We start from the raw sequence: 20,923 nt of genomic DNA, 5'->3' as shown, positions 1-20,923 counted from the left end.
CCGATGTCGGCAGCCTGTTGCTTGGATCGTGTCCCGTGGGCCGATGGCTGGACGCCTGGCGATCAATAGCCGACGGTAAAGCGCTTGCGGATGTTCTTCGGGTTTTCCAGTTCGTCGACCATGGCGATGGCATAATCTTCGAACGAGATGGTCGAGCCTTTGTCGCTGGACAGAAGCTGATCTTCGCCGAGACGGAAGTTCCCCGTGCGTTCGCCGGGGACGAAGAGGGCCGAGGGCGACAGGAAGGTCCAGTCGAGATCGTCGACCGTCTTGAGATAGGTCAGGAACTCGCCACCCTTGAGGGCTTCGGCCTTGTAGATGCCAGGAAATTCGGGCTGATCGACGAGGCGCTTGCCCGGAGCGATTTCCAGGCTGCCGGCGCCGCCGACGACCAGGTAGCGTTTCACGCCGGAGGCGCGCACGGCGTCGACGAGCACGGTGTAATCGCTATCGAGGAAATGCACGGAAGAAATGACCGCGTCATGTCCTTTGAGAAGCTCAGCGAGGCCTTGTTTGTCGGCGACATCGCCGCGCACCGGCGTGACATTCGGCAAGGCCACGATGTTTTCCGGGTGGCGGGCAATGCCGGTGACGCTGTGTCCGCGATTGGAGAGCTCGCTGGCAAGGCGGGCGCCTACTTTTCCCGATGCGCCGATGAGAGCGACTTTAGCCATGGTTTGACCTTTCGTTTCAGGGATGGGTGATCTGGGTGACGAGGCTGTCGAAGCTGCCGAAGAGGGCATTCGACGAGATCAGGTGAAGCTTGCCGGCCTTTTGGACCGCGAGCGCGGGAACGCCGTCCGCATGCAGCGAACGCAGCGTGCCGCCGCCGCGCTTTACCAGCTCCGCAAGGGTCTTGGAGAGCGCATCATCGGCCTGCTGGAGGTGGGCGGCGGCTTTGGCAAAACCTGCCTTGTCCAAAACGGCCGCCACGCCATGATGTGTGACGATGTCGGCTCCCTCGACATATCGAGCGGTCTGAAGCGCCTTGAGCGCGAGCCCTTCGGCGCCCGGATCGGTCGCCATGACGGCGACGATGCCAAGCGTCGCGGCTCCGGAATCGAAACGGGTATTCTCGGCGTTCAGCACATGATCGAAATAGGTTTGGCTGAACGGCTGGCCCGTCAACTGGTTGATCCGCTGATCGTTGCGCCAGGCGTAGCCGGCAAATCCGCGATCCATGGGCCGGGCGCCGGCGCCGCTGAACAGTCCGGTCGGCAGGTACTCGACCGTCATGCCGAGGGCGGAGAGCTTGTCGAGCACGGGGGCCGCGCCATAACACCAGCCGCACAATGGATCGAAGAGATAGATGACGGGCGTCTGCATGGATGACCTCGGGTTCGAATTCCGGGGCAGATTGCCAGCAATCGATCTTGCTATAAATACGGATCAATCATACTCTTTGTCTGATCAGATCAGACAATTTGCATGTCAAAACTTCTCAACCTCAACCGCCTGGCTTATTTCACCACCGTCATCGAAGCCGGCTCGTTCACGGCGGCGGCGGATCGGCTGAACGTCGCCAAGGCGGTTGTCAGCCATCAGGTCGGCAGGCTGGAAGAAGAACTGGCCGTCACGCTTCTCGTGAGAAGCACGCGGCGGGTGCGGCCCACGGATGCCGGACGGCAATTCTACGAGCGCGCGAGCCAGCTCTTGAGGGAAGCCGAATCCGCCTTTGCCGACGTCGCGCGCCACACCGAGGAACCGACGGGCCTGTTGCGGCTGACCGCGCCTCTCGATTACGGCACTGCCGTGGTGGCGGAGACGATCGCAACCTATCTCAAGACCTATCCGCAGATGCGGGTGGAAGCCAATTTCGACGACATGGTCAGCAATCTCGTGGATGACGAACGGGATCTCGGCATCCGCGTCGGATGGCTCGCCGATTCGAGCAATGTCTCCCGCAAGATCGGCACGTTCCATCAGGTCGTGGTCGCCTCCCCTGCCCTTGCGGCCCGGCTCGGGCCGGTCTCGCCGGCTGACACGCCGCGGCTGCCCTGGATCGGCAATGAAGCGCTGAGGCACATCGGCCGCTTATCCTTCTCACGGGGAGACGAGCAGGTGCTGACGGAGTTTTCGCCGCTGGTGACCTGTGACAAGACCGCAGCGGTCTACGCCTGCATGCGCTCGGGCATCGGGCTCGGAATATTTCCCGATTTCTCGGTTGCCGCCGAAGTACAGTCGGGACGGCTGGTTCGGATGTTCCCGGACTGGCTGCTGCCGAGCGGCGGTATCTACGCGGTATTTCCGCCGGCCCGGTTTCGTCCCGCGAAGGTTCGCGCCTTCGTCGATCTTCTTGCCGAGACCGAGCGGCGGCGCAGTGCGGCGAGAAAGATGAGTCAGCCGAGCGCGTGACCGGCCAATGCGTATATTTTCGGCGTGCCCGCGCGATGCTCCCGCACCTCGAGCCAGGGGCGGCCGCGCGACATGGTGGTGACGGTGTCGAAGACGGAAAGGCCGCAATGCGAAAGGAAATCGGAAAAGGCTCCGCTCTTCTCACGCGTGTCGAGCCGCAGGAATCTGCCGGCATGCTCCGCGACATGCGGCCGGATGATGGCGATCGCGTCGGCGTCGCCCGCGGCCACCACCGGGCCGATCACGTGGCCGCGGCCGAACCGGCGGCAGAAGGAAAAGGCTTCGATCTTTCCGTTGCGGATCAATCCCAAGCCGCTGGACGAGGGAAGAATTCGGGCAAGGAGCGCGGTGCGATCCGCGCCGAAAGCCTCTTTGTCCAGCGCGATTATGGCCGCGAGGTCCGCTCTCTTCAGCGCCCGGATTTCGGCCTCCGGTGGTATTTGCACATCAGGCGGCAAGGATGCCTCGCCCTGGCATTGGGAGACGACGGCCTCTATCGTGAAGTCGAGAGACCGGTAAAGGCGTTTGGCCGCCCGTGTCGCGTTCAGACCGAGATTGCGCTGGGGAATCTCGGCGAGGACGTGGTCCATCAGCCATTGGCCGGCGCCCCGGGCCTGCAGGCGCGGCGAGGTGATGACGAGGCCGATCGTGGCGAAATCCACGCCATAGGGAAACCACATGGCCGATCCCAAGACGCGGCCGACTTCATCCAGCGCCACCACGCCCTTGCCGAGCTCGCGGACGAATTGCCAGTCGTCGGCGCGGTGCGGCCAGCCGACGCCGATCGACAGGGCATGCAACTGTTCGAGATCGACCGTATCGATGTCGGCGATGCGCATTTCGAAGCTGTCGACCAGTCTCGATTTCCCAGCGGTCACGCGCTTCCTCCAGAAATTGATCCCCATGACAACGTCGGCCGAACTCCTGACCCGACGTCCCCTCCCAGCCAGACTATAAGAAAGCCGCCGGCAGAAATCGCTGGTCAATCCCAAGCCTGCGCAACAATCAACCAAATCGATGAAGCTTTCGGCATCTAAAGCCTCGCATCCTGGAAAAGATTCCAGTCGGCGGTGTCGCCGTTTACTCAAAGAGGTTGGGAATGTCTTCTCAAGCCAGCACGCACAGCGGTTCCGGGACCCTGCCGCGGACGCCCATGCAGGTGGTCGAGATCCTCCGCAAGCTCATCGGCTTCCCCTCCGTCGTCGGCACGTCCAACGAGGCCATCGTCGGCTGGATCGACGCCTATCTCCGCTCCTTCGGGATCGAAGCCCATATTCTGCGCGGTCCCGAGGGCGACCGGGCCAATCTCTTCGCGACCATCGGCCCTTCCGATCAGCCGGGCTACGTCCTTTCCGGCCATATGGATGTCGTCCCCGCCAATGAAGCTGGCTGGAGCGCCGATCCCTTCGTGCTGAGAGCCGAAGGCGAGCGGCTCTACGGCCGTGGCACCTCGGATATGAAGGGTTTCCTGGCCGCCGTCCTCGCCGCCGTGCCGGCGCTGACGGCAAGCCCGCTTGCCCGCCCGGTCCATCTCGCCTTTTCCTATGACGAGGAGGCAGGCTGCCGCGGCGTGCCTCATCTGCTTTCCCGGCTGCCCGATCTCTGCGCGCCGCCGCTCGGCGCGGTGATCGGCGAGCCGAGCGGCATGCAGGCGATCCTCGCTCACAAGGGCAAGGCTGCCGCCCGCATCACCGTCAAGGGCCGCTCCGGCCATTCCTCCCGGCCCGATCTCGGCCTCAACGCTCTGCATGCCATGGCCGACGTGCTGAACGCGGCGATTGCCACGGCCCAGGAGTTGGCGAGAGGCCCGTTCGACGACGCATTCGAACCGTCCTATTCGTCGCTGCAGGCCGGGATCATCCATGGCGGCCAGGCGGTCAACATCATTCCCGATCTCTGCACCCTGGAAGTGGAGGCGCGCGCGGTATCCGGCGTCGATCCCGTCTCCCTGCTCGCCCGTGTGCGCGAGGCTGCGGAGGCCCTGAAGACCTGGGGTTTTGCCGTCGAATGGGATGTGCTCAGCGCCTATCCGGCTCTCTCGCTGCCGCCGGGCGCACCGCTCGCCGGCCTGCTGCAGGATTTGACGGGCAAGGCGCCGCTCGCGGCCGTCAGCTACGGCACGGAAGCCGGCCTTTATCAGCGAGCGGGCGTGGATGCGATCATCTGCGGCCCGGGCGATATCGCCCGCGCTCACAAGCCGGACGAGTTCATCCTGATGAGCGAGCTTGCCGCCTGCCAGGCGATGGTCGAGGCGCTTGCCGCCCGCTGCCGCGCCTGATTTCCCGAGAAGGAACCCGGACGATGACCTTTCTCTTCAATTCCGATGCCCGCCGCGGCGCCGTCTTCCAGGAGATCTTCGCGCGCGAACTGCCGGATCTGCCTTTCTCGATGGAACCTGCGAGCGTCGATCCCGACGCCGTGCGCTACCTGATCAGCTGGACGGTTCCCGCCGACCTCCCGCGCTATCGCAATCTCGAAGTGCTGTTTTCGATCGGCGCCGGGGTCGACCAGTTCCAGATCGACGAGGTGCCTGACCATGTGAAGGTGGTGCGCATGGTCGAGCAAGGCATCGTACGCATGATGCAGGAATATGTGACGCTTGCCGTGCTGGCGCTTCACCGCAACCTGCCCGCCTATCTCGGCCAGCAGCGCGATCGGGTCTGGAAGGCCCTGCCCCAGCTCCAGGCGCCGGAGCGCCGCATCGGCGTTCTCGGCCTCGGCGTGCTTGGCCGGGCCGTGCTCGAGCGGCTGAGGCCTTTCGGCTTCCCGCTGTCGGGCTGGAGCCGGTCGCAGCACGAGATCGAGGGAGTGACCTGCCACGCCGGCGATGCCGGGCTCGCGGTCATGCTGGCCGAGGCCGACATTCTGGTCTGCCTCCTGCCGCTGACCGACGAGACCCGCGGTTTTCTCGACGCCGACCTCTTCGCTCGCCTGCCGCAGGGCGCGGCGGTGGTTCATACCGGCCGCGGGCCGCAGCTCGACCATGACGCACTGATCGCGGCTCTGGACCACGGACATCTCTCCGGCGCCGTGATCGACGTCACCGATCCGGAGCCGCTGCCGGCGGACCATGCCTTCTGGAACCATCCCGGAATAATGCTCACGCCTCATGTCGCGAGCGTCACCCAACCCCATAGTGCTGCCCGCGCCGTCGCCGACAACATCAAGCGGATGCGTGCCGGATTGGACCCTGTCGGCTTGATCGACCGGCGTCGCGGCTACTGACAGTTCAACCTCGAAAGGAACCCCCATGTCGCTTCTCAAGACCATCGACCCGAACCCGTCCTTTGCGCCGCGCGAAAACCTGCCATTGCCGGAACGGCTGATCTCGGGCAATCCCGAGTTCAAGACCTGGGCGCAGGACGTCGCCCGCGGCGAGATGATCCATACCGGCGTCTGGGAAGCCACCCCCGGCGTCACGCGCTCGATCAAGGGCGAGACCTTCGAATTCTGCCACATCCTCTCCGGCGTCGTCGAAATCACTGGGGAGGGCGGCGATCCCGTCGTCTACAAGGCGGGCGACAGCTTCGTCATGAAGCCCGGCTTCGTCGGCGTCTGGAAAACCATCGAAACGGTCCGCAAGATCTACGTCACCGTCATGGCGTGAGGGCACCAAACAATAAGCTGTCGGGCGGCGGCAGAACGGGTTTTTCCGCTGCCCTCCCCGCCGTCATCGGATCAAGCTACTTCGGCCGATCGGCTAGCCTTGCTCTCAGTGATCCGAGGTATTGCCATGACGCTGAGTTTCGATCCCGACAGCCTTTCCCTTCCCATCGGCCATCTCGTGGGAGGTCGCCTCATACCGGCGGACGGTGTCATTCCCATGCGCCGCCCGTCCGACGGCAAGGCCTATGCCGGTTGCCCTGTTGCCGGCGAGGATCTGGTCGACCAGGCCGTCCAATCGGCCAAAACAGCGCTGAAAGACAGCAACTGGGGCGGCGTTCGCCCACGCGAGCGCCTGAAGGTCCTACATCGCTGGGCCGACCTGATCGAGCAGGAAGCGCCACATCTGGCGCGGCTGGAAGCGCTCTCGTCGACGCGTCCCGTCAGCCATTTGGTGGAAGGCGACATTGCGGTTTCGGCGGAGCAGATCCGCTTCTTCGCCGAATTCGCCGACAAGGAAGGCAGCGATCTCGTGCCGACCGACGACGGCAATCTCGGCATGATCATGACGGAGCCATATGGCGTCGTCGGCGCGATCACGCCATGGAATTTTCCGATATCGATGGCAGCGTGGAAGCTCGGCCCAGCGCTTGCAGCCGGCAATGCGGTGGTTCTGAAACCCTCCGAGATGACGCCCTTTTCGACCATTCATCTGGCCGAGCTCGCGCTTCGCGCCGGCCTGCCGGCTGGGCTGATCAATGTCGTGCTGGGGGACGGGCCGATCACCGGCACGGCGATCACCGGCCATCCCGACATCGGCAAGGTGAGCTTCACCGGCTCGACGCGCGCGGGATCGGCGATCATGGAAAACATCGCCCGAACGGGCGTCAAGCCGATGACGCTGGAGCTTGGCGGCAAGAGCCCGCAGCTCGTCTTCGCCGATGCCGATCTCGACAAGGCGGCGGCCGCGATTGCAGCCGGCATCATGAGCAATGCCGGCCAGGCCTGCGTTGCCGGCTCCCGCCTCATCGTCGAGGAAGCCGCCGCCGGGCAGCTCGTGGAAGCGATCATCGCCCGGATGAAGACCGCCGCTGCCGCTCCGACCTGGGATGGCGCTGCACAATATTCGCCAATCATTTCAGAGAAGCAGCAGGATCGTATCCATGCAATCGTCTCGGCGGCCATCGAAGCCGGCGGCGAATGCCTGACGGGCGGCCTGCCGATGGATGCTCCCGGCTATTTCTACAGGCCGACCCTGATCGCCGGCATCGACGGTAACTCGCCCGCCGTCACCGAAGAGATTTTCGGCCCCGTGCTGACGCTTCAGACGTTCCGGGACGAGGAAGAGGCGCTGGCGCTGGCGGACCATCCGACCTACGGCCTCGCGGCCGGGCTCTTCACCCGCGATCTTTCCCGGGCGATCCGGCTCACGCGCCGCCTGCAGGCCGGAACGGTCTGGGTCAATCGGTACAACCGCTCGCGCGACCATATCCTTCCCACCGGCGGCTACAAGCAGTCGGGCATCGGCAAGGATCTCGGCCGCGAGGCCTATCATGCCAATCGCAAGAGCAAGAGCGTCTTGATCAGTCTTTAAGAGGAAATTCCATGACAACCTATCGGATCGCTCTCATTCCCGGCGACGGTATCGGAAAAGATGTCACCGCTGCCGCCTGGTCGGTTCTGCAGAAGGCGGCCGACAAGGCCGGCTTCGGGCTCGACGGTACGGAACTTCCCTGGTCCTGCGCCTTCTACAAGCAGACCGGCGCGATGATGCCGGCCGACGGCATCGAGACGCTGCGCGGCTTCGACGCCATCCTGCTCGGCGCTGTGGGATGGCCGGCTGAGGTGCCGGATTCGGTGTCGCTGCACGGCCTGTTGCTGCCGATCCGCAAGAGCTTCGTGCAATATGCCAATATCCGTCCCCATCGCCTGCTGCCGGGGGTGCAAGGCCCGCTGAGGTCCGCAGGCTTCGACATCCTCTGCATCCGCGAAAACACCGAAGGCGAATATTCCGGCGCCGGCGGCCGCGTCCATCAGGGCACGGCTGATGAGGTCGCCGTCGAGACCTCGATCTTCACCCGCGCGGGCGTCGAGCGCATCCTGCGCTTCGCCTTCGAACAGGCGCGCGCCCGCCGCGGCAGGCTCGCCTCGGTGACGAAATCGAACGCCCAGAAATTCTCGATGGTCTTCTGGGACGAGATCACCCACAAGCTTGCCGGCGAATATGCCGATGTCGAGGTGACGAGCTATCACATCGACGCCATGGCGGCGCGCATGGTGATGGCGCCGGAAAGCCTCGACGTGGTCGTCGCGTCCAATCTCTTCGGCGATATCCTGACCGATCTCGGCGCCGCCATCCAGGGCGGTCTCGGCTTTGCCGCCTCCGCCAACATCAATCCGGATCGCAGCGCGCCGTCGATGTTCGAACCGGTGCACGGATCGGCTCCTGATATCGCGCATCTCGGCATTGCCAATCCGATCGCCGCCATCTGGTCCGGCGCCATGATGCTCGACCATCTCGGGGAGAAGGCCGCGGCCGGCGCCATCATCAAGGCGATCGAATGGACCACGGCCTGCGGCATCGGCACGGTTCCGGGCAAGGACAGGACCGAGGCGATCACCGCCTCCATTCTCGCTCAGCTCTAATTTCGTCATCGGGGACAGACAGATGCAAAACGTGAAGGAAGCCGGCCTCATCAGGCAACATGCGCTCATCGGCGGAAAGTGGATTCCTGCCGCCTCCGGCAACAGCGTCGACGTCATCGATCCGGCCACCCAGGCGATCATCGGCACGGTCCCTGACATGGGAGTGGCTGAAACGCGGGCAGCGATCGAGGCCGCGGAAGCGGCCTATGGCCCGTGGAAGAAGAGGACGCATGCCGAGCGCGCAGCACTTCTCGAGGCATGGCACGCGCTGATGATCGAACATATCGAAGATCTCGCGCTGATCCTGACCACGGAACAGGGCAAGCCGCTCGACGAGGCGCGCGGCGAAATCCGCTACGGCGCCTCCTTCGTGAAATGGTTTGCCGAGGAAGCTCGCCGCATCGGCGGGCACACCATCCCGTCGCCCACGCCTGACCGGCGCATCGTCGTGCTGAAGGAGCCGGTCGGTGTGTGCGGCATCATCACGCCCTGGAATTTCCCCAATGCGATGATCACCCGCAAGGTGGCGCCGGCCCTTGCCGCCGGCTGCACCGTCGTCATCAAGCCTTCCGAATTCACGCCTTTTTCGGCGCTCGCCATCGGCTGGCTTGCCGAAAAGGCCGGTATTCCGGCCGGCGTGATCAACATCGTCACCGGCATGCCGACAGGGATCGGCAACGAGATCATGGCCAATGAGACGGTCCGCAAAATCTCCTTCACCGGCTCGACCCGCGTCGGCTCGCTGCTGATGCGGGGTGCCGCCGACAGCGTCAAGCGGCTTTCCCTGGAACTTGGCGGCAATGCGCCCTTCATCGTCTTCGACGATGCCGATATCGATGCCGCCGTCGAGGGCGCGATCGTCTCGAAATTCCGCAATGGCGGCCAGACCTGCGTCTGCGCCAACCGCATTCTCGTCCAGGCCGGCGTCTATGATGAATTCGCCCAGAAACTCGCGGCCCGCGCCGATGCGATGAAGGTCGGGCCGGGAACGGAAGCGGGCGTCGCGATCGGGCCGATGATCAATGAGGCGGCGATCGCCAAGATCAACCGCCATGTCGAGGATGCGCTTGCCAAGGGGGCCGCGATCGTCACCAGGAGGGCGGAGCTGCCGCCCGGCCGGCAATATACCGCGCCCATGGTCCTGACCGGCGCCACCACCGAGATGCAGCTCGCCGGCGAAGAGACCTTCGGCCCGGTCGCGCCGCTCTTCCGCTTCGAGACCGAGGAAGAGGCGCTGGCGATTGCCAACGGCACGCCTTACGGCCTCGCCGCCTATTTCTATACGGAAAGCCTGAAGCGGGCATGGCGGGTCGGCGAAGCGCTCGAATTCGGCATGGTCGGCCTCAACACCGGCGCCATCTCGACCGAGGTCGCTCCGTTCGGCGGTGTCAAGCAATCGGGGCTCGGCCGCGAAGGCGCGCAGGCCGGCATCGAGGAATATCTGGAACTGAAGTCCTTCCATATCGGCGGCCTCGCCTGACCAGGCAAAGTCCCCTCCGTCATGCTCGGCCTTGTGCCGAGCATCTGATCACTGCAATTGTTTGACAGGAAAACGGCTTTCGCAACCTCTCGAGCTGCGCAGCCGGCCGGCTTACCGGATCTTGTCGAGCATCTTGTAATAGAGCCCCACCAGCGGCAGGAACCAGGGCTTGCCGAAATGGCCGGGAACCGCCGGCCATTCCAGGCCCTTGAGCGGATTATGGTCCGGCCGGCCGAGGATCGCGTCGGCGATCGTCATTCCGAGATGGGTGGAGAGCTGCGCCCCATGGCCGGAATAACCCATCGCATACCAGACGCCGTCGTGATATCCGGCGCGGGGATAACGGTCCTTGGTCATATCCACCAGCCCGCCCCAGCAATAATCGATCTCGACATGGGCAAGCTGCGGGAAGATGCGGGCGAGGCTGTCATGCAGGATCGCGCCGCTTTTGGCGTCCGAACGCTGATCCGACGTGGCCGAGAAGCGCGCCCTCCCCCCGAAGATCAGCCGATTATCGGGCGCGAGGCGCCAGTAATTGCCGATATTCATCGAGTTCACGCAGGTCCGGTTGCCGGGCATGGTCGCCGCGATTTCCGTCTCCGTCAGCGGTCGTGTGGCGATGATGAAACTGCCGACCGGAATGATGCGGCGGCGGAAATAGCCGAAATTGGGCGTCGTATAGGCGCCCGTCGCAATCAGCACATGGTCGGCCGTCACGACGCCCTTGGCTGTCTTCAGGACATGTCTTCCGTCCGCCTGGCGATGGTCGCTGACGGCGGCACCTTCGACGATGGTCGCGCCATGGCGCCTTGCGGCCTCCGCCAGCCCGACGACATAACGCCCCATATGCATCATGGCGCTCTTTTTCGACAGCATCGCGCCATGGAAGGGCGCGCCGACCTCGCTTTTCAGGTCGCTCGCCGACAGGAGCGCGGTCTCGGGATCGACCTCGGCATGAACAGCCTCGAAATTGCGGGCGATCGCATCGTAATGCTGCGGCTTGGAGGCGAGCTTCAGTTTCCCGGCGCGGCGGAAATTGCAGTCGATCTCCTCCTCGGCGACGATTGCCTCGATGGTATCGATCGACGCGTCGAGCGCGTGGTAGAGCGCGATGGCGCGCTCCTTGCCGAGTTCGGCCTTGGCGCCGATGAAGCTGTGGGCAAGGCCGTTGTTGAGATGGCCGCCATTGCGCCCGGAGGCTCCCCAGCCGACCGCCTCGGCCTCCAGCACGATGACGCGAACACCCGCCTTGGCGAGCTGGCGGGCCGCGGCAAGCCCGGTAAAGCCGGCGCCGACGACCGCGACGTCATAATGGCCTTCTACAGGTCCCTGTGCGGCGTTGGCGAAAGCCGGAGCGGTGTCGTGCCAGTAGGATTGGAGCTTCATGCCGCGGCTCTCCCTCAGAGCCCGACGACGCCGGGCAGGCCCGAAATATCGGGAATTTCGACATAGCCGTAATAGGGGTTGGCGGGCTCGTGGCCGCGATTGACCCAGACCTTGTTCTTGATCCCGAGGTCATGGGCCGACATCAGGTCGTAGCGGAAGGACGACGAACAATGGAGGATGTCCTCCGGCCCGCAGCCCAGCATGTCGAACATATATTCGAAGGCTTGGAAGCGCGGCTTGTAGGCATTGGCCTGCTGAGCGGTATAGACCGCATGGAACGGCGCCCCGAGCTTTTCGACATTCGACATGATCTGCGCGTTCATGGCGTTGGAAAGGATCACCAGCGGGATTTCCTTGGCGACCTTGGCAAGGCCGGCCGGAACGTCCGGATGCGGCCCCCAGCTCGGCACACGCTCATAGACCATCCGCGCGGCTTCCTCGCGGAATATTATGCCGTTGCGCTTGCAGGCCCGTTCGAGCGAATTGTGCACGACCTCATTGTAAGGCTTCCAGTCGCCGAGGATCTCGTCGAGACGATAGGCGGCGAAGTTCCGGATGAACTCCAGCATGCGGGGTTCGCTCAGCTGCTCGCCATAGAGATCGCGGGCGGCTTCCGCCATTTGGAAGTTCGTCAGCGTGCCGTAGCAGTCGAAGGTGATGTATTTCGGACGGAAGTGAGCCATGACGGTATCCCTGATGTTCCAGCTGCTCTCATCATAGGCTGCGGCCAGAGCGTCCGTTCACCTGAAATCCGGACCGCCGAAGCAGAATGTTTCGTATCCCGAGCCGGCTTTGGCAGAAGGTTGTGCGCGGCCGCCGCCATCGCTGCCCATATTGCCGGAGAGGTTCGTGATCTGCTCGCGCCTGCCAGCATAAGATGCGGCGGGCCGTCCGAGCAACGCTATAAGATACTGCCGGGATCGCCGCCTTCAGACGATCTGCCGGTCGATCCTGCACCAAACTTTGCGGCAAGAGATGAAGGACATCGCAATGCATACACGTCAGATCGATCTCGTGGCTTTCTGCCCGGAACACCTGGAGGCCGCAGTCCAGCTCTCCCGCCAAGCGGGCTGGCCGCACCGGCTGGAGGACTGGCAGATGGCCCTTGCCCTCAGCGAAGGCGTGGTCGCGATCGAAGACGGCCGGGTTGTCGCAACCGTGCTGACGACGATGTACGAGGCCGACTGCGCCACCATCAACATGGTGATCGTCGACGAGGCGATGCGCGGGCGCGGCCTTGGCCGCAAGCTGATGGACGCCGCCTTGGAGATCGCCGGCAGCCGTCCGTTGCGGCTGGTCGCGACAGAGCAAGGGCTGCCGCTCTATGAAAAGCTCGGCTTCAGGAAGACGGGCACGATCCGGCAGCACCAGGGCGTGGCAGGAGAGATTGCCGCTCTGCCAGGAACGGAGGCTGCGACCGACGCCGATATGGATGCCATCAGTGCACTCGACCGCCGCGCCTTCGGCGCCGGTCGCGGGCGCTTGCTCACCCATCTCGCCAAGGCAGGTGAATTTGCCGTGATACGCCGGGACGGCCGCGTTTGCGGCTTCGCAGCGCTTCGGGTTTTCGGCCGCGGCGAGGTCATCGGTCCCATCGTCGCCGCCGGTCTCGACGATGCCCAAGCCCTTGCCGCGCATTTCATCGCCCGGCGGCCGGGAGGGTTTCTGCGCGTCGACACGACCGACGACAGCGGATTGGCGCCCTGGCTTGCCGCACAGGGTCTCGCCCATGTCGGCGGTGGAATCGCCATGGCGAAACCGCTGATCCCAATCACCAAGCCGGTGATCCCGCGCGACGCCGATCCGGCCGCGACCACTTTCGCCCTTGTCAATCAGGCCCTCGGCTGAAGCAGGAGACATCCATGTACAGCAATTCCCTCATCGAGCTCGACCGCGCCCATCTCGTTCATCCCGTGGCCTCCTATCGCGGCCATGAAGCGCAGGGCGTGCGGGTGTTGGCATCCGCCAAGGGGGCGACGGTGACCGATGCTTACGGCCGCCAGCTGATCGACGGCTTCGCCGGCCTCTGGTGCGTCAATGCCGGCTATGGCCATGAATCGATCGTCGAGGCGGCGACGCGCCAGATGCGCGAACTGCCCTATGCGACGGCCTATTTCGGCCTGGGCTCCGAACCCGCCATCCGCCTTGCCGCCGAGCTTGCCGAGCGCGCGCCTGGCGATCTGAGCCACATCTATTTCACACTCGGCGGTTCGGATGCCGTCGACAGCACGATCCGCTTCATCCGCTACTACTGGATCGCCCGCGGCAAGCCGCAGCGCGACCAGTTCATCTCGCTGGAGCAGGGTTATCACGGCTCCTCGACGGTCGGTGCGGGGCTGACCGCGCTGCCGAACTTCCATGCCGGCTTCGGCATCCCCTTCGACTGGCAGCATAAAATTCCGTCGCCCTACCCCTATCGCAACCCGGTCGGTGATGATCCGCAGGCGATCATCGCGGCATCGCTTGCCGCGTTGCGGGCCAAGGTGGAGGCGATCGGTGCCGATCGCGTCGCGGCATTCTATGCCGAACCGATCCAGGGATCGGGCGGCGTCATCGTGCCGCCCAAGGGCTGGCTGAAGGCCATGCGCGACCTCTGCCGCGAGCTCGACATTCTTTTCGTCGCCGACGAGGTGATCACCGGCTTCGGCCGCACCGGGCCGCTGTTTGCCTGCTCGGAGGAGGAGGTCGTTCCCGATTTCATCACCACCGCCAAGGGCCTGACATCGGGATATGTGCCGATGGGCGCGGTCTTCATGGCGGACCATGTCTACCAGGCGATCGCCGAGGGCGCCGGCGCTTCGGCGGTCGGTCACGGCTATACCTATTCCGCCCATCCGGTCAGCGCCGCCGTCGCGCTCGAAGTGCTGAAGCTCTATGAGGGTGGCCTGCTGGAAAACGGGGTAAAGGCCGGAGCCCGGCTGATGGCGGGCCTCGAGGCGATGAGGGATCATCCCCTGGTCGGCGATGTGCGCGGACGCGGCATGCTGGCGGCAATCGAGCTCGTGACCGACAAGCGCGCCCGCACGCCGCTTCCCGCCGAAGCCCAGCCCGCCCGGCGGATTTTCGACCGCGCCTGGGAGAACGGCCTGGTGATCCGCGCCTTCGCCAACGGCGTTCTCGGTTATGCCCCGCCGCTCTGCTGCACCGACGCCGATATCGACGCGATCCTGGAGAGGACCCTCAAGACGCTCGACCAGACATTGGAGGATCCCGACGTCAGGCGGGCGCTGAGGGATTGAAACCAAGCCGGCGAAATACCGCCGGATGCCGATATTCAGAATTTTGTGCCGCATCACGGCGTCTATTCGGCGCAATCCATGCCGAGAAGGTGCCAAACTCCAAGTGAGCAGAAGCCAAGCACCCCTAAAAAATAGGGGCTCATCATAAGGACCCGGCGCAAAGCCGGGCTTGGGAACGACATAGATTTTTGCGAAGCGGCGGTAGTTCATGCCGCTTGCGCCCGACACTGGGGACACGACATGACGAAGTCTCTGCCTGAATTCAAATATATGAGTTTCGACGTCGTCGGAACGCTGATCGATTTCGAGGGCGGCCTGAAGTCTTGCCTTCAGGAGATCGCTGCCGAAGCTGACGTGACGATCGATGGCGAGCGGGCGCTGACGCTTTATCGCGCCGCCCGCTACAGCGAGAATGCCTCGCTTTTTCCCGACGATCTCGTGCGCGTCTATCTCGCAATCGCGCCGGAGCTCGGCCTGCCCGCCGACAAGGCCTATGGCGAGCGGCTGCGCGATTCCGCCCGGACCTGGAAGGCATTTCCCGACAGCGCGGCTGCGATGGCGCGGCTTGCCCGCGACTACCGCCTGATCGCCATGACGAATGCCCGCCGCTGGGCTTTCGACCATTTTTCTGCGGCGCTCGGCAACCCGTTCCATGCCGCTTTCACGGCTGACGATACCGGCACGGAAAAGCCGGACCCGGCCTTCTTCGAGAGCGTCTTTGATTTCGTGGCTGCCGAGGGCGCGTCGAAAAGCGATATTCTGCACGTGGCCCAGAGCCAATATCATGACATCGGCGTCTCGCGTGCGCTCGGCATGACCAATTGCTGGATCGAGCGCCGCCACGCGCAGAAGGGATATGGCGGCACCATCGAGCCGGCCGAATTCACCGAGCCCGACTACCATTTTACATCCATGGCCGGCCTTGCCGAAGCCGTGGCCGCAGCGCGGAGCTGATCCGCAGGACGACCCGACCTGGGCCAAGCCCGCGTGGAGACGGGCAGCCCCCAACCAGATGACAAAAGGGGAATGACATGACCGATAGAATTACCAACTGGACCGCGTCTGACGACGCAACGATCGAAAATGCCATCCGCCGCGGCGCAACCCGGCGGGAGCTTCTGCAGATGATGCTGGCAGGCGGCGTCGCCATGTCCGCCGGCGGGCTGATCCTCGGCCGCGCCTCGAAAGCGGTTGCGGCGACACCGGTTGCCGGCGGCGCGCTCAAGGCGGCCGGCTGGTCGTCCTCGACGGCCGACACGCTCGACCCGGCCAAGGCTTCGCTCTCGACCGATTATGTGCGCTGCTGTTCCTTCTACAATCGCCTGACCTTCCTCGATAAGACGGGCACGCCGCAGATGGAGCTTGCCGAGGCGATCGAATCCAAGGACGCGAAAGTCTGGACCGTCAAGCTGCGTAGCGGCGTGACCTTCCATGACGGCAAGCCCTTGACGGCGGATGACGTCGTCTTCTCGCTGAAGCGCCACCTCGATCCGGCCGTCGGCTCCAAGGTCGCCAAGATCGCCGCGCAGATATCTGGCGTGAAGGCGATCGACAAACAGACCGCCGAGATCACGCTCGCCAATCCGAACGCCGACCTGCCGACGATCCTGTCGATGCATCACTTCATGATCGTCGCCGACGGCACCACCGATTTTTCCAAGGCCAACGGCACCGGCGCTTTCGTCAAGGAAGTGTTCGAGCCCGGCGTCCGCTCGGTCGGCATCAAGAACAAGAACTACTGGAAATCCGGCCCGAACGTCGATTCCTTCGAATATTTCGCGATCAGCGACGACAATGCCCGCGTCAACGCGCTGCTGTCGGGCGACATCCATCTCGCCGCCTCGATCAATCCGCGCTCGATGCGCCTTATTGAAAGCCAGGGCGCCGGCTTCGTGCTATCGAAGACGACCTCCGGCAACTATACCAATCTCAACATCCGGCTCGACATGGAGCCGGGCAGCAAGCAGTCCTTCATCGAAGGCATGAAATATCTCGTCAACCGCGAGCAGATCGTCAAATCGGCGCTGCGGGGCTTGGGCGAAGTCGGCAACGACCAGCCGGTTTCTCCCGTCAACTTCTACCGCGACGCCAATCTGAAACCGAAGAGCTTCGATCCCGACAAGGCGAAGTTCCTCTTCCAGAAGGCCGGCGTTCTCGGCCAGTCGATCCCGGTCATCGCTTCGGAAGCCGCAAACTCCTCGATCGACATGGCCATGATCATCCAGGCCGCGGGCGCCGAGATCGGCATGAAGCTCGACGTCCAGCGCGTTCCGTCGGACGGCTACTGGGACAATTACTGGCTCAAGGCGCCGGTTCATTTCGGCAACATCAACCCGCGCCCGACGCCCGACATCCTGTTCTCGCTGCTCTATGCATCGGACGCGCCCTGGAACGAAAGCCAGTACAAGTCGGAGAAGTTCGACAAGATGCTGATAGAAGCGCGCGGCCTGCTCGATCAGGACAAGCGCAAGGCCATCTACAACGAGATGCAGGGCATGGTCGCCGAGCAGGCCGGCACGATCATTCCGGCCTATCTCTCCAACGTCGACGCGACCAGCGCCAAGCTCAAGGGCCTGGAGCCCAGCCCGCTCGGCGGCCAGATGGGTTATGCCTTCGCGGAATATGTCTGGCTCGAAGCCTGAGGAAGCAACGGCCGGGGACTGAATTTGTCCCCGGCCCGCCTTCCCCTGCGTTATAATCCTCAGCCGAATGCCGAAGGGAGCGCGCGCATGAATAAAGAGGTGCTGTCCCTCATATCGAACCGGTTGCTCATCGCCCTGGTCACACTGGTGATCGTCTCCTTCGCCGTGTTTTTCGCCACGACCATGCTGCCCGGCGATACGGCGACGATCCTGCTCGGGCAGGCGGCGACGCCGGAAGCCGTCGAAGGCCTGCGCAAGGCCATGCATCTGGACCAGCCGGCTATCCTGCGCTTCCTTCACTGGCTCGCCGGCCTGCTTTCGGGCGATCTCGGCACGTCCTATGCCAACGACATGCCGATCAGCCAGCTGATCGGCGGCCGCTTCGTCAATACGCTGAAGCTCGCAGGCGTGACCGCGCTGTTCTCAGTGCCGATCGCGCTGACGCTCGGCATCACCGCCGCCATGCTGCGCGGCTCGGTCTACGACCGGATCGTGACGATCCTGACGATCGGCGTCATATCCGTGCCGGAATTCATGGTGGCGACCTCGGCGGTGCTGGTTTTTGCCGTCTATCTCCGTTGGCTGCCGGCACTGTCGCTTGCCAATGAAGTCCACTCGCTTGCCGATATGCTGCGCGTTTACGCCATGCCCGTCATCACGCTGACCTTCGTTGTCTCAGCGCAGATGATCCGCATGACCCGCGCCGCGGTCGTTGAAACGCTGAGCACGCCCTATGTCGAGATGGCTCTTTTGAAAGGCGCGTCGCGGACCCGCATCGTGCTGCGGCACGCGCTTCCCAACGCGCTTGGCCCGATCGTCAACGCGATCGCGCTGTCGCTCTCCTATCTGCTCGGCGGAGTGATCATCGTCGAAACCATCTTCAACTATCCCGGCATCGCCAAACTGATGGTCGATGCGGTCGCCACGCGCGACCTGCCGCTGATCCAGAGCTGCGCGATGATCTTCTGCCTCGGCTACCTGATCCTGATCACGCTTGCCGACATTATCGCCATTCTTTCCAATCCGAGGCTGCGATGACATCCGATATCCAACAACGGCCCGCCGCCACGCGCCGGCTCGGCTACCGCTTCAACCCAGTCGGGCTGGTCGGGCTTGCCGTCATCCTCTTCTGGGCCTTCATCGCGATCTTCGCGCATCTGCTCATCCCCTACCCCGTCGGCGAGATCGTCGATACCGATTATTTCGGCCCGATCTCCCAGCAATTCTGGATGGGCTCGGATTATCTCGGCCGCGACGTGTTCTCGCGCATTCTGATGGGCGCGCGCTACACAGTCGGCATCTCGCTCGCGGCGGTGACGATCGCCTGCTTCAGCGGCGTCGTGCTCGGCATGATCGCGGCCGTCGCCGGCGGCTGGCTCGATACCCTGCTTTCGCGCTTCCTCGATGCGATGAATTCCATCCCGGGCAAGCTCTTCGGCCTCGTCGTGGTCGCGGCCGTGGGATCGTCGATCCCGGTGCTGATCCTGACGCTTTCGGTGATTTACATACCGGGCTCCTATCGTTTCGCCCGGGCGCTCGCCGTCAACGTCAATTCGATGGATTTCATCACCGTCGCCCGCATTCGCGGCGAAAACACCCTTTATCTGATCCGCTCGGAAATCCTGCCCAATATCGTCGGTCCGGTGCTGGCCGATCTCGGGCTGCGCTTCGTCTTCATCGTTCTCCTGCTCTCCGGCCTCTCCTTCCTGGGGCTCGGCGTGCAGCCACCCTATGCGGACTGGGGTGCGCTCGTTCGCGAAAACATCGGCGGCCTGCCTTTCGGGGCTCCCGCCGTCATGTTCCCGTCGCTTGCGATCGCCAGCCTCACGATCAGCGTGAATCTGCTGATCGACAACCTGCCGCAGAAAATCCGCGATCGGAGCGAGTGATGACCAATCTCGTCGAAATCCGCGACCTCCGCGTCGAAGCCACCACCGATTCCGGCCGCCGCGTCGAAATCATCCGGGGCGTCAGCCTCGATATCGCCGAGGGCGAGATCGTCGCGCTGATCGGCGAAAGCGGCTCGGGCAAGACGACGATCGCGCTCAGCCTGATGGGCCATTGCCGGCCGGGCTGCCGCATTTCGGGCGGCAGCGTTTCGCTCGACGGCCAGGATATGGTCGGACTTACCGAAAAGCAGCGCGCCAGGCTGCGCGGCACCGAGGTCGCCTATGTCCCGCAATCGGCGGCCGCCGCCTTCAACCCAGCCATCACGATCATGGATCAGGTGATCGAGGTCACGCGCATCCACGGCCTGATGTCGGCCGACGAAGCGAGAAGCCGTGCGGTCGAACTCTTCCGGGCGCTTTCCCTGCCCGAACCCGAGATCATCGGGACACGCTATCCCCACCAGGTCTCAGGCGGCCAGTTGCAGCGCCTTTCGGCAGCGATGGCGCTGATCGGCGACCCCAAGCTGATGATCTTCGACGAGCCGACGACGGCGCTCGACGTGACGACGCAGATCGAAGTGCTGCGCGCTTTCAAATCGGCGATGAAGAAGGGCGGCATTTCAGGCGTCTACGTCTCGCATGATCTTGCCGTCGTCGCCCAGATCGCCGACCGGATCGTCGTGCTGAAGGGCGGCGAGGTCCAGGAGACCGGCACGACGGAAGAGATCCTCACCGCGGCAAAACATCCCTATACCCGCGAGCTGCTGGCCGCCTTCGAGCCGAAGGCGCGCAATTCCGAAATCGATGGCGAGGCTCTGCCGGCGCCGCTCTTGACGATCGAGGACGTCGTCGCCGGCTACGGCCAGCGCCAGGCCGACGGCCGGCCTTTGGTCTGTGCCGTCCAGCAGGTGAGCCTCAAGGTCGAGAAAGGCCGCAATCTCGGCATTATCGGCGAATCCGGCTGCGGCAAGTCGACCCTTGCCCGCACCATCGCCGGCATCCTGCCCGCCGCCTTCGGCAAGATCGTCTTCGACGGCAAGGAGCTCGGCCACAGCGCCCGCGAACGCTCACGCGACCAGCTGCGCCAGATGCAGATCGTCTTCCAATATGCCGATACGGCGCTCAACCCGGCAAAATCGGTCGAGGATATCCTCGACCGGCCGCTCGTCTTCTACCATGGCATGGCGGCCAAGGCCCGCAGCGCCCGCATCGACGAATTGCTTGATATGGTCCGCCTGCCGCGCAGCCTTCGCCATCGCCGGCCGGGAGAGCTTTCGGGCGGGCAGAAACAGCGCGTGAATTTCGCCCGCGCGCTCGCCGCCGATCCGAAACTGATCCTCTGCGACGAGATCACCTCGGCTCTAGACACGGTCGTCGCAGCCGCCGTGATCGATCTGCTCAAGGAATTGCAGCGCGAACTCGGCCTCTCCTACATCTTCATCAGCCACGATCTTTCGGTGGTCGAGGCGATCTGCGACGAGATCGTCGTGATGTATGACGGCAGGAAGGTCGAGGAAATCACGCCCGAGAAGATCAAGGCGGCGCAGCACCCCTACTCCCAGCTGCTCTTCTCCTCGGTGCCGAAGCTCGATCCGGCCTGGCTCGACGGGCTGACGCAGGATCCGGAACTGGTGCGCGCCTATAGCAGAGGGTGAGACACAGGCCGGCCCTCAGTACGCTGAG

The 20,923-nt window shown here is 64.0% G+C and carries 19 protein-coding genes; 14 read left to right on the top strand and 5 right to left on the bottom strand.

Going from position 1 to position 20,923, the window contains the following annotated elements; genetic code table 11:
• Positions 1-62 precede the first annotated feature (62 nt).
• Both ATY78_RS06450 and ATY78_RS06445 read right to left on the bottom strand, forming a co-directional pair.
• A complete protein-coding gene (locus ATY78_RS06450; protein ID WP_088681503.1) occupies positions 63-674 on the bottom strand; it encodes an NAD(P)-dependent oxidoreductase in 612 nt (203 codons plus the stop codon).
• Positions 675-690: 16 nt separating this feature from the next.
• Positions 691-1,326 (bottom strand): DsbA family protein, encoded by a 636-nt coding sequence (locus tag ATY78_RS06445; protein WP_088681502.1) that lies wholly within the window; start codon positions 1,324-1,326, stop codon positions 691-693.
• Positions 1,327-1,428: 102 nt separating this feature from the next.
• On the opposite strand from ATY78_RS06445, the gene ATY78_RS06440 reads away from it, so the two are divergent.
• Positions 1,429-2,355, top strand: coding sequence for a LysR family transcriptional regulator (locus ATY78_RS06440; protein WP_088681501.1), 927 nt, complete (start codon positions 1,429-1,431; stop codon positions 2,353-2,355).
• Here the strand turns inward: ATY78_RS06440 and ATY78_RS06435 are convergent.
• Complete coding sequence (locus ATY78_RS06435; protein WP_141105627.1) at positions 2,340-3,260, bottom strand: GNAT family N-acetyltransferase; 921 nt, start codon at positions 3,258-3,260, stop codon at positions 2,340-2,342. The genes ATY78_RS06440 and ATY78_RS06435 overlap by 16 nt on opposite strands.
• 248 nt (positions 3,261-3,508) lie before the next feature.
• On the opposite strand from ATY78_RS06435, the gene argE reads away from it, so the two are divergent.
• The 6 genes from argE (at position 3,509) to ATY78_RS06405 (ending at position 10,084) form a co-directional block, all read left to right on the top strand.
• Positions 3,509-4,633, top strand: a complete 1,125-nt coding sequence (gene argE / locus ATY78_RS06430; RefSeq protein WP_088681500.1) for an acetylornithine deacetylase — start codon at positions 3,509-3,511, stop codon at positions 4,631-4,633.
• Positions 4,634-4,656: 23 nt separating this feature from the next.
• Positions 4,657-5,580, top strand: coding sequence for a glyoxylate/hydroxypyruvate reductase A (locus tag ATY78_RS06425; RefSeq protein ID WP_088681499.1), 924 nt, complete (start codon positions 4,657-4,659; stop codon positions 5,578-5,580).
• A 25-nt stretch (positions 5,581-5,605) separates the two neighbouring features.
• Positions 5,606-5,962, top strand: coding sequence for a cupin domain-containing protein (locus ATY78_RS06420; protein ID WP_088681498.1), 357 nt, complete (start codon positions 5,606-5,608; stop codon positions 5,960-5,962).
• A 126-nt stretch (positions 5,963-6,088) separates the two neighbouring features.
• A complete protein-coding gene (locus ATY78_RS06415) occupies positions 6,089-7,552 on the top strand; it encodes an aldehyde dehydrogenase family protein (protein ID WP_088681497.1) in 1,464 nt (487 codons plus the stop codon).
• A gap of 11 nt (positions 7,553-7,563) precedes the next feature.
• Complete coding sequence (locus ATY78_RS06410) at positions 7,564-8,604, top strand: tartrate dehydrogenase (protein ID WP_088681496.1); 1,041 nt, start codon at positions 7,564-7,566, stop codon at positions 8,602-8,604.
• A 22-nt stretch (positions 8,605-8,626) separates the two neighbouring features.
• The gene (locus ATY78_RS06405) at positions 8,627-10,084 is read left to right on the top strand and encodes an NAD-dependent succinate-semialdehyde dehydrogenase (RefSeq protein WP_088681495.1); all 1,458 of its coding nucleotides are present in this window, start codon (positions 8,627-8,629) and stop codon (positions 10,082-10,084) included.
• A gap of 111 nt (positions 10,085-10,195) precedes the next feature.
• Here ATY78_RS06405 and ATY78_RS06400 read toward each other — a convergent pair whose 3' ends face one another.
• Both ATY78_RS06400 and ATY78_RS06395 read right to left on the bottom strand, forming a co-directional pair.
• Positions 10,196-11,470: an FAD-binding oxidoreductase gene (locus ATY78_RS06400; protein WP_088681494.1), complete on the bottom strand. Its 1,275-nt coding sequence runs from the start codon at positions 11,468-11,470 to the stop codon at positions 10,196-10,198.
• A 14-nt stretch (positions 11,471-11,484) separates the two neighbouring features.
• Complete coding sequence (locus ATY78_RS06395) at positions 11,485-12,153, bottom strand: haloacid dehalogenase type II (protein WP_088681493.1); 669 nt, start codon at positions 12,151-12,153, stop codon at positions 11,485-11,487.
• Positions 12,154-12,460: 307 nt separating this feature from the next.
• Here ATY78_RS06395 and ATY78_RS06390 point away from each other — a divergent pair, with 307 nt between their 5' ends.
• The 7 genes from ATY78_RS06390 (at position 12,461) to ATY78_RS06360 (ending at position 20,895) form a co-directional block, all read left to right on the top strand.
• A complete protein-coding gene (locus tag ATY78_RS06390) occupies positions 12,461-13,318 on the top strand; it encodes a GNAT family N-acetyltransferase (RefSeq protein WP_088681589.1) in 858 nt (285 codons plus the stop codon).
• Between the two features lie 14 nt (positions 13,319-13,332).
• Entirely contained in the window at positions 13,333-14,709 is a 1,377-nt protein-coding gene (locus ATY78_RS06385; RefSeq protein WP_088681492.1) for an aspartate aminotransferase family protein, read from the top strand.
• A 240-nt stretch (positions 14,710-14,949) separates the two neighbouring features.
• Positions 14,950-15,663, top strand: a complete 714-nt coding sequence (locus ATY78_RS06380; RefSeq protein WP_088681491.1) for an HAD-IA family hydrolase — start codon at positions 14,950-14,952, stop codon at positions 15,661-15,663.
• 77 nt (positions 15,664-15,740) lie between these two features.
• Positions 15,741-17,351 (top strand): ABC transporter substrate-binding protein, encoded by a 1,611-nt coding sequence (locus ATY78_RS06375; protein ID WP_088681490.1) that lies wholly within the window; start codon positions 15,741-15,743, stop codon positions 17,349-17,351.
• Between the two features lie 87 nt (positions 17,352-17,438).
• The gene (locus tag ATY78_RS06370; protein ID WP_088681489.1) at positions 17,439-18,389 is read left to right on the top strand and encodes an ABC transporter permease; all 951 of its coding nucleotides are present in this window, start codon (positions 17,439-17,441) and stop codon (positions 18,387-18,389) included.
• Positions 18,386-19,240, top strand: a complete 855-nt coding sequence (locus ATY78_RS06365; protein WP_088681488.1) for an ABC transporter permease — start codon at positions 18,386-18,388, stop codon at positions 19,238-19,240. Before ATY78_RS06370 ends, ATY78_RS06365 begins: the two co-directional genes overlap by 4 nt.
• The gene (locus tag ATY78_RS06360; protein ID WP_088681487.1) at positions 19,240-20,895 is read left to right on the top strand and encodes an ABC transporter ATP-binding protein; all 1,656 of its coding nucleotides are present in this window, start codon (positions 19,240-19,242) and stop codon (positions 20,893-20,895) included. Before ATY78_RS06365 ends, ATY78_RS06360 begins: the two co-directional genes overlap by 1 nt.
• Positions 20,896-20,923: the final 28 nt, after the last annotated feature.

This window comes from Rhizobium sp. R635 (assembly GCF_002211285.1).
In the GTDB taxonomy this organism is placed as follows: Bacteria; Pseudomonadota; Alphaproteobacteria; order Rhizobiales; family Rhizobiaceae; genus Rhizobium.
Note: the sequence above shows the minus strand (reverse complement) of the source record. Positions and strands in the feature narration are given on the sequence as shown.

What these genes read in the sequence shown, in the direction of transcription:
- ATY78_RS06370 (WP_088681489.1), top strand. Translation starts at nt 17,439, where the DNA reads ATGAATAAAGAGGTGCTGTCCCTCATATCGAACCGGTTGCTCATCGCC.
- ATY78_RS06385 (WP_088681492.1), top strand. Translation starts at nt 13,333, where the DNA reads ATGTACAGCAATTCCCTCATCGAGCTCGACCGCGCCCATCTCGTTCAT.
- ATY78_RS06400 (WP_088681494.1), bottom strand. Translation starts at nt 11,470, where the DNA reads ATGAAGCTCCAATCCTACTGGCACGACACCGCTCCGGCTTTCGCCAAC.
- ATY78_RS06395 (WP_088681493.1), bottom strand. Translation starts at nt 12,153, where the DNA reads ATGGCTCACTTCCGTCCGAAATACATCACCTTCGACTGCTACGGCACG.
- ATY78_RS06450 (WP_088681503.1), bottom strand. Translation starts at nt 674, where the DNA reads ATGGCTAAAGTCGCTCTCATCGGCGCATCGGGAAAAGTAGGCGCCCGC.
- ATY78_RS06360 (WP_088681487.1), top strand. Translation starts at nt 19,240, where the DNA reads ATGACCAATCTCGTCGAAATCCGCGACCTCCGCGTCGAAGCCACCACC.
- ATY78_RS06365 (WP_088681488.1), top strand. Translation starts at nt 18,386, where the DNA reads ATGACATCCGATATCCAACAACGGCCCGCCGCCACGCGCCGGCTCGGC.
- ATY78_RS06405 (WP_088681495.1), top strand. Translation starts at nt 8,627, where the DNA reads ATGCAAAACGTGAAGGAAGCCGGCCTCATCAGGCAACATGCGCTCATC.
- ATY78_RS06415 (WP_088681497.1), top strand. Translation starts at nt 6,089, where the DNA reads ATGACGCTGAGTTTCGATCCCGACAGCCTTTCCCTTCCCATCGGCCAT.
- ATY78_RS06380 (WP_088681491.1), top strand. Translation starts at nt 14,950, where the DNA reads ATGACGAAGTCTCTGCCTGAATTCAAATATATGAGTTTCGACGTCGTC.
- ATY78_RS06425 (WP_088681499.1), top strand. Translation starts at nt 4,657, where the DNA reads ATGACCTTTCTCTTCAATTCCGATGCCCGCCGCGGCGCCGTCTTCCAG.
- ATY78_RS06440 (WP_088681501.1), top strand. Translation starts at nt 1,429, where the DNA reads ATGTCAAAACTTCTCAACCTCAACCGCCTGGCTTATTTCACCACCGTC.
- argE (WP_088681500.1), top strand. Translation starts at nt 3,509, where the DNA reads ATGCAGGTGGTCGAGATCCTCCGCAAGCTCATCGGCTTCCCCTCCGTC.
- ATY78_RS06435 (WP_141105627.1), bottom strand. Translation starts at nt 3,260, where the DNA reads ATGGGGATCAATTTCTGGAGGAAGCGCGTGACCGCTGGGAAATCGAGA.
- ATY78_RS06375 (WP_088681490.1), top strand. Translation starts at nt 15,741, where the DNA reads ATGACCGATAGAATTACCAACTGGACCGCGTCTGACGACGCAACGATC.
- ATY78_RS06420 (WP_088681498.1), top strand. Translation starts at nt 5,606, where the DNA reads ATGTCGCTTCTCAAGACCATCGACCCGAACCCGTCCTTTGCGCCGCGC.
- ATY78_RS06410 (WP_088681496.1), top strand. Translation starts at nt 7,564, where the DNA reads ATGACAACCTATCGGATCGCTCTCATTCCCGGCGACGGTATCGGAAAA.
- ATY78_RS06445 (WP_088681502.1), bottom strand. Translation starts at nt 1,326, where the DNA reads ATGCAGACGCCCGTCATCTATCTCTTCGATCCATTGTGCGGCTGGTGT.
- ATY78_RS06390 (WP_088681589.1), top strand. Translation starts at nt 12,461, where the DNA reads ATGCATACACGTCAGATCGATCTCGTGGCTTTCTGCCCGGAACACCTG.